Source organism: Thalassospira sp. UBA1131 (assembly GCF_002311515.1).
In the GTDB taxonomy this organism is placed as follows: domain Bacteria; phylum Pseudomonadota; class Alphaproteobacteria; order Rhodospirillales; family Thalassospiraceae; genus Thalassospira.
Genome location: NZ_DCAO01000093.1, coordinates 57,561 through 66,694, shown reverse-complemented (window position 1 = coordinate 66,694; position 9,134 = coordinate 57,561). Strand labels below are relative to the sequence as shown.

Annotated in this window: 10 protein-coding genes; 6 read left to right on the top strand and 4 right to left on the bottom strand. The window is 51.8% G+C overall.

The features are described 5' to 3' along the window. From B3Z49_RS14375 to B3Z49_RS14365, 3 genes are all read left to right on the top strand, one after another. On the top strand, nucleotides 1-305 hold a 305-nt coding region (locus B3Z49_RS14375; protein ID WP_296992121.1), incomplete at its 5' end, for a hypothetical protein. Further along, nucleotides 296-667 (top strand): hypothetical protein, encoded by a 372-nt coding sequence (locus B3Z49_RS14370; protein WP_296992120.1) that lies wholly within the window; start codon nucleotides 296-298, stop codon nucleotides 665-667. The genes B3Z49_RS14375 and B3Z49_RS14370, both read left to right, overlap by 10 nt. Nucleotides 668-694: 27 nt before the next feature. After that, nucleotides 695-1,198, top strand: coding sequence for a M67 family metallopeptidase (locus B3Z49_RS14365; RefSeq protein ID WP_296992117.1), 504 nt, complete (start codon nucleotides 695-697; stop codon nucleotides 1,196-1,198). A 21-nt stretch (nucleotides 1,199-1,219) separates the two neighbouring features. Here the strand turns inward: B3Z49_RS14365 and B3Z49_RS14360 are convergent, their stop codons facing one another. Further along, complete coding sequence (locus B3Z49_RS14360) at nucleotides 1,220-2,245, bottom strand: quaternary amine ABC transporter ATP-binding protein (RefSeq protein WP_296992115.1); 1,026 nt, start codon at nucleotides 2,243-2,245, stop codon at nucleotides 1,220-1,222. Then, nucleotides 2,245-3,108, bottom strand: a complete 864-nt coding sequence (locus B3Z49_RS14355) for an ABC transporter permease (RefSeq protein WP_296992112.1) — start codon at nucleotides 3,106-3,108, stop codon at nucleotides 2,245-2,247. Before B3Z49_RS14355 ends, B3Z49_RS14360 begins: the two co-directional genes overlap by 1 nt. Nucleotides 3,109-3,303: 195 nt before the next feature. Between B3Z49_RS14355 and B3Z49_RS14350 the strand changes: the two genes are divergently transcribed. Beyond that, complete coding sequence (locus tag B3Z49_RS14350) at nucleotides 3,304-3,675, top strand: thiol-disulfide oxidoreductase DCC family protein (protein WP_296992110.1); 372 nt, start codon at nucleotides 3,304-3,306, stop codon at nucleotides 3,673-3,675. A 76-nt stretch (nucleotides 3,676-3,751) separates the two neighbouring features. Here B3Z49_RS14350 and B3Z49_RS14345 read toward each other — a convergent pair whose 3' ends face one another. Beyond that, a complete protein-coding gene (locus B3Z49_RS14345) occupies nucleotides 3,752-5,404 on the bottom strand; it encodes a pentapeptide repeat-containing protein (protein WP_296992108.1) in 1,653 nt (550 codons plus the stop codon). 162 nt (nucleotides 5,405-5,566) lie between these two features. Next, the gene (locus B3Z49_RS14340; RefSeq protein ID WP_296992106.1) at nucleotides 5,567-6,598 is read right to left on the bottom strand and encodes an ABC transporter substrate-binding protein; all 1,032 of its coding nucleotides are present in this window, start codon (nucleotides 6,596-6,598) and stop codon (nucleotides 5,567-5,569) included. A gap of 367 nt (nucleotides 6,599-6,965) precedes the next feature. Between B3Z49_RS14340 and B3Z49_RS14335 the strand changes: the two genes are divergently transcribed. Both B3Z49_RS14335 and B3Z49_RS14330 read left to right on the top strand, forming a co-directional pair. After that, complete coding sequence (locus B3Z49_RS14335; protein ID WP_296992104.1) at nucleotides 6,966-7,799, top strand: 3'-5' exonuclease; 834 nt, start codon at nucleotides 6,966-6,968, stop codon at nucleotides 7,797-7,799. Between the two features lie 195 nt (nucleotides 7,800-7,994). Continuing rightward, complete coding sequence (locus tag B3Z49_RS14330) at nucleotides 7,995-9,011, top strand: Fe(3+) ABC transporter substrate-binding protein (protein ID WP_063089872.1); 1,017 nt, start codon at nucleotides 7,995-7,997, stop codon at nucleotides 9,009-9,011. The last annotated feature ends 123 nt before the right edge of the window (nucleotides 9,012-9,134 follow it).

Sequence of the window (9,134 nt, the reverse complement as noted above, 5' to 3'; positions counted from 1 at the left end):
GTCGCCAACACCTTATCAAGGCGGGCACCTTCGTCCTGGTCTGTCGCGGTATAGGTCAGGTTTTCAGACATCGTTTGCTATTGGCATGGTTTGATTTGGTGACTGTAATGATGCATGTGTTCGCCGCTTTTAGCGCTTTGTCCGGCGATTGCAACGAATTGCGACAACTTGCTTCATTTGGCGTTGTTGCCTTGCAATTGATCGTGCTTGTCGCTATGGCCTTGAAACAGGTTACGTATGATCGCGCTTTTGGCGAGCATGCAGGTTTCATCAAACTTTGTCAGTTGGAAATACGATGCGTGTAGTTAAGGCTCTGGTCGCGTTCATGGGGATTCTGATCGTGGTGGGTATCGGACTTGTCGTCTATGGCCTGTCGCTTGACAAGAACGCGCCAGACGCAAGTGTTGAGGCAAACACACCAACGGTGACGCCGTCCGTGCCGTTTGCAGGTGGCGATAATGTGGCCGCGCAAGGTGCACTTGCCGCATTCGGTGATATCGTTATCGAAGTTGAAGACGGTGAACGTCTTGTTGGCTATTCTGTCGATGGTTCGCAGGCAACGCTGCATATCGAAGGTCGACACGGTGATAGCGCGCGTCTTGTTATCGTCTCCTTAAGCGAAAAGAAGGTCCTTGGTCGTATCCTTTTGCAACAGGACACGCAGTAGTCTCAAACCACAAGGGCGCGTGCAGCGATGGCAAACGGGCAGGGGATCGCAAATAACAACTCCTCAGGTGGCGATGATCAGACTGACATCGCGCTCGGCAAGGCGCTTCTCGAAGAAATACGCGATTTTGCTGCTGTTAAATGGCCGGAGGAAGCCTGTGGCCTTCTGATTGCCGCCATTGATACCCCGAACCGGATCGACCGTGTTGTGTTTGCGCGCAACGTCGCGGAAGATCCGCTGACCACGTTTGAAATTGATCCGCAAACCCTGATTGATGCGCATCGCACAGCGCGGCAAAAGCGGGAGCAGGTTGTGGGATGTTTTCATTCCCATCCCAATGGCAAGGCCCTGCCATCACCGACAGATCGCGCACGCGCTGATGAAAATGGTTTTCTGTGGCTGATCATTGCCACCGAACATAATCGCGCAGGCGACAGCGGCCTTTATCGCATCATTCACCAATCAACCGCCGACGCGGCAGAGCAATCCGAACTGCGCTATTTCCGGCGCTGCCAGATTATTGACCGCTAAGGTCTCGCAAGGCGCTCTGGCTTAACCTTCCAGTGCTTCGACAATCTGCTGTGGCGACAGCGTCCCAATCGCAGTGTCTTTGGCATCACGCACCGTCATTGACGTGCCATTGGCAAGTGCAACTGGCAGAATATCGGCAAGACGTGCATGTGCCTGGATGCTCGGCCAGTCTTCATTTACCGCTTGGCTTTCTCCAGACGTGATCGGTTCCATTATCGACTTTGCGCGCAGAACGCGTGATCTGTTCACATCTCGGGTAAAGGCCTGCACATAATCATCGGCGGGTCTAAGCACGATTTCTTCTGGCCGTCCGACCTGCACAAGCTTGCCGTCTTTGAGGATCGCGATCCGGTCGCCGATTTTCAGTGCCTCGTCCAGATCATGGGTAATGAACACGATGGTCTTGTGAAGCTCCGCCTGAAGCTTCATCAACTCATCCTGCATGTCAGACCGGATCAACGGATCAAGGGCCGAGAACGCCTCGTCCATCAGCAAAACTTCCGGATCGGTCGCAAGCGCCCTGGCAAGGCCGACGCGTTGCTGCATGCCACCCGATAGTTGATCGGGATATTTGGCCTCATACCCCGCCAGACCGACACGCTCAATCCATTTCGATGCGGCGGCTTCGCGCTCCTTGCGCGCGGTACCCTGGATTTCGAGCCCATAGGCAACGTTATCCATCACATTGCGATGGGGAAGCAGGCCAAAGCGCTGAAACACCATACCAAGGCGCTTGCGGCGAAAGGCATTGAGGGTCGGGATATCCATGGCAAGGATATCTTCGCCACCAAATGATACCTCGCCCGCTGTCGGATCAATCAGGCGATTAAGATGGCGGATCAGGGTCGACTTCCCAGATCCAGACAAACCCATGACGACAAAGGTTTCCCCTTGTTCAATCGACAGGGACACATCGTGAAGACCAACCGTATGACCGGTTTTTGCAAGGATTTCATCCTTGTCAGCACCACCCTTTGCCAGTTCAAGTGCGGATTGCGGTTCAGGCCCGAAGATTTTGAAAATATTGCGGATTTCGATGTAGCTCATTACGCGTCCTCCGCATCGTGTGATCGTTGTGATCGCTTGCCATAGGCTTGACCGATCCGGTCAAACACCACGGCCAGAAGCACAATCGCAACCCCGGCTTCCATCCCCGCACCTACGTCCAGACGCTGAATACCCATCAGGACCTGCTCACCCAAGCCGCGTGCGCCAATCATCGAGGCGATCACCACCATCGAGATTGACATCATCGTCGTCTGGTTGATCCCGGCCATGATGTTGGGAAGGGCGAGTGGCAACTGCACACCAAACAGGATCTGCTTGCGGCTGGCGCCAAATGATCGCGATGCCTCAAGCACTTCCTGATCAACAAGGCGGATACCAAGATCCGTCAGGCGCATGACGGGCGGGGCCGCATAGATCACCGTTGCCAGAATGGCCGGAACCTTGCCCAATCCAAACAGCATCAGGGCAGGGATCAGATAGACGAAACTCGGCATCGTCTGCATGGTATCAAGGATCGGCAGTATGACGGCCCGCAAACGATTGGACATCGCCATGGCAATGCCGACCGGAATGCCAATCAGAACCGAAAGCGATGTGGCGACAATCATCAGGGCAAGGGTTTGCATTGCCTTGTCCCAAAGACCCAGCATGCCAATGGCAAACATCGCAACGACCAGCCCGACAACCAGTTTCCAGTTCTTGCTGGCATGCCAGGTGATGGCAGCAATGGCGATCAAAACCACCCACCAGGGTGCACCACGCAAAACCTGTTCCAACGCGACCAATACGGTCAGCAAACTGTCGGCAAAGGCCTCAAACGCCGCGCCGTAATTGACCACCAGCCAATCAACAAACTGATTGACCCACTTGCCCAAAGGCACATTCAACTGTTCTGGAAACATGGCGCAATTGGCCCGATCTGCTCAAAAAATCAATGAGCGTAAGAGCCTAACAAGATCACGTGGACCGCGCGACCGTAAATCGAACTCTGACTGACATCTCCTGACTTCTTTTGGTAGCCTGTTAATGTGATTGATAATCCAGAGGCCCGCCAAAGCCGTAAATCACAGACACTATTGTTTTCCTGAGAGGTTGCGATGATCACTGTGTTCTTTGATGGAAAATGCGGCCTGTGTTCGCGCGAAATCAATTACTACCGCAAGATCGCCCCAAGCGGCGTCTTCGAATGGTGCGACGTCACCGAACACGCAGGTGATCTTGAAAAGCACGGTATCTCCCTTGTCGAAGGGTTAAAGCAAATGCGCGCCCTGGATTCAGATGGGCAATGGCATGCAGGTGCCGATGCCTTCATTCTGATCTGGCGCCAGCTAGACAGATGGCGTGTTTTGGCAGCTATTGTTGCTTTGCCGATCATTCGTCAGATTGCAAACCTAGCGTATCGTCTATGGGCCACATGGCGCTTCAATCGCCTTACGCACTGCCAGCTCGCCGCAACGAAGGGCCTCTAGAGTGGCGAAACTTGTTTTGCCACGCGTTTATAGTAGAGCAGTGTCCTCTTATCGCTTTGCGTAGCTAAGTTCGTGCCTATTTTAGCTTGAAGCGATTGCGGATGCCTAATAGGAAAAGAAAAAGTAAAGCGGCCGACAATAATGTCTGAGTTCCAATTGTAGCAAAAATGCTGAAAGAAGGAGTTCCGTTGTAAAGGCATGAATAAGCTTGCGTTGTAAGTGTTTTGTCGACAAATCCGGGGACAATTAAGCCTTTGCTGATGGCCAAATGAAAGGCAGCAGAAGTTACAGTGCCTCCTGAACACTGCAAAGTTGGCAATTGCGATGCCTCTGGTATCCAAGAGATGTTAAATCGAACTGGGATAAATGACTGTAGTGAATGAAAAGCTGGTGCAGCTATGTGTAAACCAGCGTCGAAGAGAGTCTGAGGGGCATTTTTTATCGTTGCTGCTGATAGGTAAGAGAGGCATGACAGGTAGGTAAGGGGAATCCACCAAAGGATAGGCCTTATAACGGAACGACCATAGTCGGAGGTTACAGCAAATACTGCGCTCAAAAACCAGTCTAGACTGAATAACTTGTCGACCATTATTCGCTTTGCACGCAATTCTTCTGCGAAGAATTCGATTTCGTAACCGTGATCATGTCCCTGAATTGCAAGACGTTTGAGCGCCCTATAGTTAGCAGTTACATGAGAGTCTTGTTTTCTGGACAGAAAGTGCTCGTGTCTGCTTCGATTTTGGAAGTAGACACCATCCAATAACGGGGCTTCTTCAAAATGGGACTGCCTGAAGTCGGGTGGCTGCGAGAACATTGCGCCGCTCATATCAAAAGCTTTGCTAATTTGGGCGGAGTTAAAAGAAGAATTCGAAAAGAAATTTACTTTTGTAAAGCGAATTGAACGAGCAAAGATGGCTCCGTCAAAAGCTGCGCCAGCCTCAAACGTTGCATTATCAAACCATGTTTCTCCATCGAAAGTAGCCTCACTAAACCCTGCATCCCCTTCAAAAAGAACGCGGCTAAAGGAAATCGTAGGTTCAAAAGCTAACCTTGGTAGATTAGTTGAGGGCGAAAACTTGGCATCGCTAAACCAAACGTCGCCATAAAACCTTGTTTGAGTAAAAGATGTCACGGATTCAAATGTGGTGTTGTCGAACCATGCTTGCCCAATAAACAATGTATAAATGAAAAGAGCGTCCCCCTCGAATGTGATTCGATCAAAATCCGTTTGTTTTCCATGAAACGAGGAGTCAGTGAAATCGGCTTTTCGTTTGAAGGTTGAGCGGGTGAAACTAACTTCCCGAAGGAACATTACGCGATCAAACTGAGCTTTCCCTTTGAATTTGACATCTTTAAACCAGACATTTCCGCCAAAAATGCTTAAAGAGAAAAAAGTTTCCCCTTCAAAAACAGCGTTGTCGAAACATATTTCTCCTTCGAAGGCAGCCTCTTGCCAGTCGGTCAGAGCGGGAAAAATGAAGCCTGCGAAAGAAGTGTTCTTATTGAATTTAGTAGGCGCTTCTGGTGAGGAGAAAATTCCCCGTGCTTCATCAAACCAGTTAGCTGTAATTTCGTTCGCAGCTACCTCGGTTCCTTGGGGATAGTCTGTCGTAGTTTCCCAGTCTCCGGATTTTTGCAATTCTGAACGGTCGTTTAGCATCTTTTGAGCCCAAGTGTTCCAAGCCTCTTTACCGCTTTTCCAAAGTGCCAGTGTTTCTTTTTGATCCATTGGGTTCCTCGATGCCGTCGGCGACCATATCACTTTATGCGATTAAACGTATCTATTGCTTGTGTTGCAATTAGGAATTGTGAGTGACCTTGTGGTTAGGTATGAAAACACCCCGCAAGAATCTTCCTGCGGGGTGTTTGAGTAATTTATTGGTGGTGTTGCTTACATCGCACTTTCAACACGTGCTGCAACATCCGCTGGTACCCAAGCTTTCCAGACGTCCGGCTTGGATTTCAGGAAATGCATCGCTGCCCCATCGGGCTTTTCGTCATTTTCCTGCATGTAAGCCAGCATTTCCGAGACCAGCGCGTTGCTGGTTTCGTAGTTGGTCAGGAAGGTGATCAGGGTTGGTGCGGCGGCTTTGAAGTCGTTATTCACACCAATCGTGATCGTGCTTTGCGGGTAGGCGGTTGCCTTGGTCGGGTTTTCTTCTGTTTTCAGCGCATCAAAGATCGACTTGTCATAAGCCGGTTCTTCAAGACGCGTGCTGTCATAAAGGCCCATCACCCAGGTCGGCCCCCAATAGTAATAAAGGGCCGGTTTACCGCGCTTATGCGCCGATGCGATGGCAGCCGAAAGGGCCGCACCGGTGCCCGGGCGGAAGTTGGTGAAGCTGTCATCAAGGTCATAGGCACCAAGTTTGGCCGAATTGACCTTCTCGCAAACCCAGCCCGACGGGCAATTATAGAAACGGCCCTTGCCGGGTTCTTCGGGGTCTTCGAACAGTTCGGTGTATTTTGCCAGATCATCGACCGATTTCAGGTCAGGCGCCATCGGTTCGATGCCACGTTCTGCATCGCCCTCGATGACGTAGGTTGGCACAAACCAGCCTTCGACAGCGTCATCGAAGTTAACTCCGATCTGGCTGACATTGCCGGCTTCTTCGGCCTTGGTCCAGGCTTCGGCAACGTTGTCGCGCCAGATTTCCATGACGATATCAACATCGCCCTTGCCAGCCCCGGTCAAAAGCGGGATGACATCGCCGGGCAGGGCATCGGTCTGACAGCCATAGCCCTTTTCAATGATGAAGCGGGCAACGGCGTTATGGAAAAGCGCACTGTCGTAATTGAGACCGGCAAACATCACCGGTCGATCAATCTCGCATGTGGCATCTTGCGCGTTTGCGCTTGAATGAGAAGTAAATGCAAGGCCAGCGGCCAAAAGCATTGCGGCTCCGGTAGGCAGGGTTTTCATCCTTCTGTCCCTTCGTGGTTGCGGTCCGGAATCGCATCAAATGCATGGTCGGTGCGGGAAGCCCGCAAAGCTAGGGATCCGATGTGATCCTGAACTTCAAATTGACCGTGCCCCTGATACAGGTGCGGCAATTCTAGACGTGTGGTTAGAATGCGCGCAACCCCCGGTGTCGATTATAACGCCGACGTGATGGGTGTTTCCGTGCTGATATCATTGCAGAATGCTCCTGACAGGGATGGCAGGAGATGTCAGGTAATGTGATTTACGGTAGTGGGCGCGATTGGTTTAACTCTGCCCGTGAATTTATCGGACTTTGTCGTTATGTTGGGCAAACCAACCAATCGGGCACAGATAATCGGGGGCCGTCATGATGCATACCAACCTGTTCGTTTTTGATATCGAAACCGTGCCCGATATTGATGTTCTGCCGCAGCTGACCGGCGAAACCGCGCCGGATCCTGAAACCGGACGCAAGATGCTCGAAGACTATCATCTTGAAATCACCAGTGGCCGCAATGGCTTCCCGCGCCAACCGTTTCACAAGGTGGTGGCGATCAGCTTCCTGCGAGCGACCATTCAACGTGATGGCGATACCGAAATGTACGAGATCGAAGAGTTGCGATCCGGCGGCGAACTGACATCCGAGGAAAAGGACCTTGTAAACGGGTTCTTTGCCTATTGCGGCAAGCTTTATCCGCGTCTTGTGAGCTTCAATGGTCGTGGCTTTGATCTGCCGGTGTTGAAATACCGCGCAATGAAACATGGCGTTTCAGCCCGTTGGTTGCATCAGGCTTCCAACAAGTGGGAAAACTATACCGCGCGCTACGCACCACACTGGCATTGCGATCTGGCGGAAGTTCTATCCGATTACGGCGCCTCGGCCCGTACCAAGATGAACGAGGTTTGTGCCGCCCTAGATCTGCCGGGCAAGACCGGGGTCGATGGCAGCAAGGTTTCGGACATGTATGACAATGGCGAGATTGATGGCATTCGTCGTTATTGCGAGACCGATGTCTTGAATACCTATTTGCTGTATCTGCGCCATGCGCTTCATACCGGGCTGACCGATCATGATGGCTATAACCATGCGATCAACCTGACCGTTGGCTGGCTTGAAGAACGGGCAGGGGACATTCCCGCCTATCAGGAATTCCTTGATGCCTGGAAGCAATCAAGTGGCGGGTCGTTCAACGTTCTTTGATACGGCCCGACTTTGTGCCCAAACATGACTTCAGAAGTGAAGTCCGTCACATTTTGACACCCTGTCTTGCAAATTTGTGTTGAATTAAATGCGAGTTGATCTTAATTGCATTGAATATGCAAGTGAGTTGCAACGTCAGTACGTTTCAACGCGTACCCAAATTCAATAGGGTCAAACTCAACAGGGATCGTTCAAATGGATATCAAGAAACTCGTCGGTGGTGCGGTATTCGGAGCAACAGCGATGGCTGCGACAACCGCGATGGCACAGGAAGTTAATGTCTATTCCCTGCGTCAGGAATTTCTGGTCGAACCGCTTTTTGAGAAGTTCACCGCTGAAACCGGCATCGACGTCAATGTGATCTTTGCTGAAAAAGGTCTGGTTGAACGTATCAAGCAGGAAGGCGCAAACAGCCCGGCCGATATCCTGATGACCGTCGATATCAGCCGTATCCAGCAGGCAGTTGACGCCGGTGTGACTGAGGCCGTTTCGAATGACACCCTTGATGCCAATATTCCGGCCCACCTGCGCGACCCGGAAGGTCACTGGTTCGCTCTGACCCAGCGTGGTCGTGCGATCTATGCCTCCAAGGAGCGCGTGGCAGAAGGCGAGATCACGTCTTATGAAGACCTTGCTGACCCGAAATGGGAAGGTCGCATCTGCACTCGTTCCGGCACGCATGTTTATAACGTGGCGCTGTTTGCTTCGATGATCGCCGTTCATGGCGAGGAAAAAGCCAAGGAATGGCTGCAAGGTCTTAAGAACAACCTTGCACGCAAGCCGCAGGGCAATGACCGCGCACAGGTCAAGGCGATCAAGGAAGGCGTTTGCGATCTTTCGATCGGCAACACCTATTACTACGGCAAGATGCTCGATAACGAAGAACAGCGTCCTTGGGCCGAGGCCGTCAACCTTGTCTTCCCGAACCAGGACGGTCGTGGCATGTCGATGAACATTTCGGGCATGAGCCTGATTGCCGATGCGCCGAACCGTGAAAACGCCATCAAGCTGATGGAATTCCTGGCCGGTGACGTTGCACAGGGTATCTATGCTGAGGTCAATTACGAATATCCGGTCAAACCGGGTGTCGAGTGGGCTGAAAATGTGAAGTCCTGGGGCACGTTCAAGGCCGATGAAGTATCGCTGGCTGAGATTGCCCGCCTGAGCCCGGATGCCATCAAGATGGTCGATGAGATCGGTTATAACGAATAGTCAAACCGACTGAGTTTGATGAGCTTTTTGAAAGGGGTGGTGTAATGCCACCCCTTTTTTCAGTTTCGGCATGCGGTCAAAGGCCGGATGTGGTCGCGCATTCGTGACTTCGGGTATGGCTCT

What these genes read in the sequence shown, in the direction of transcription:
- B3Z49_RS14350 (WP_296992110.1), top strand. Translation starts at nt 3,304, where the DNA reads ATGATCACTGTGTTCTTTGATGGAAAATGCGGCCTGTGTTCGCGCGAA.
- B3Z49_RS14340 (WP_296992106.1), bottom strand. Translation starts at nt 6,598, where the DNA reads ATGAAAACCCTGCCTACCGGAGCCGCAATGCTTTTGGCCGCTGGCCTT.
- B3Z49_RS14335 (WP_296992104.1), top strand. Translation starts at nt 6,966, where the DNA reads ATGATGCATACCAACCTGTTCGTTTTTGATATCGAAACCGTGCCCGAT.
- B3Z49_RS14345 (WP_296992108.1), bottom strand. Translation starts at nt 5,404, where the DNA reads ATGGATCAAAAAGAAACACTGGCACTTTGGAAAAGCGGTAAAGAGGCT.
- B3Z49_RS14355 (WP_296992112.1), bottom strand. Translation starts at nt 3,108, where the DNA reads ATGTTTCCAGAACAGTTGAATGTGCCTTTGGGCAAGTGGGTCAATCAG.
- B3Z49_RS14370 (WP_296992120.1), top strand. Translation starts at nt 296, where the DNA reads ATGCGTGTAGTTAAGGCTCTGGTCGCGTTCATGGGGATTCTGATCGTG.
- B3Z49_RS14365 (WP_296992117.1), top strand. Translation starts at nt 695, where the DNA reads ATGGCAAACGGGCAGGGGATCGCAAATAACAACTCCTCAGGTGGCGAT.
- B3Z49_RS14360 (WP_296992115.1), bottom strand. Translation starts at nt 2,245, where the DNA reads ATGAGCTACATCGAAATCCGCAATATTTTCAAAATCTTCGGGCCTGAA.
- B3Z49_RS14330 (WP_063089872.1), top strand. Translation starts at nt 7,995, where the DNA reads ATGGATATCAAGAAACTCGTCGGTGGTGCGGTATTCGGAGCAACAGCG.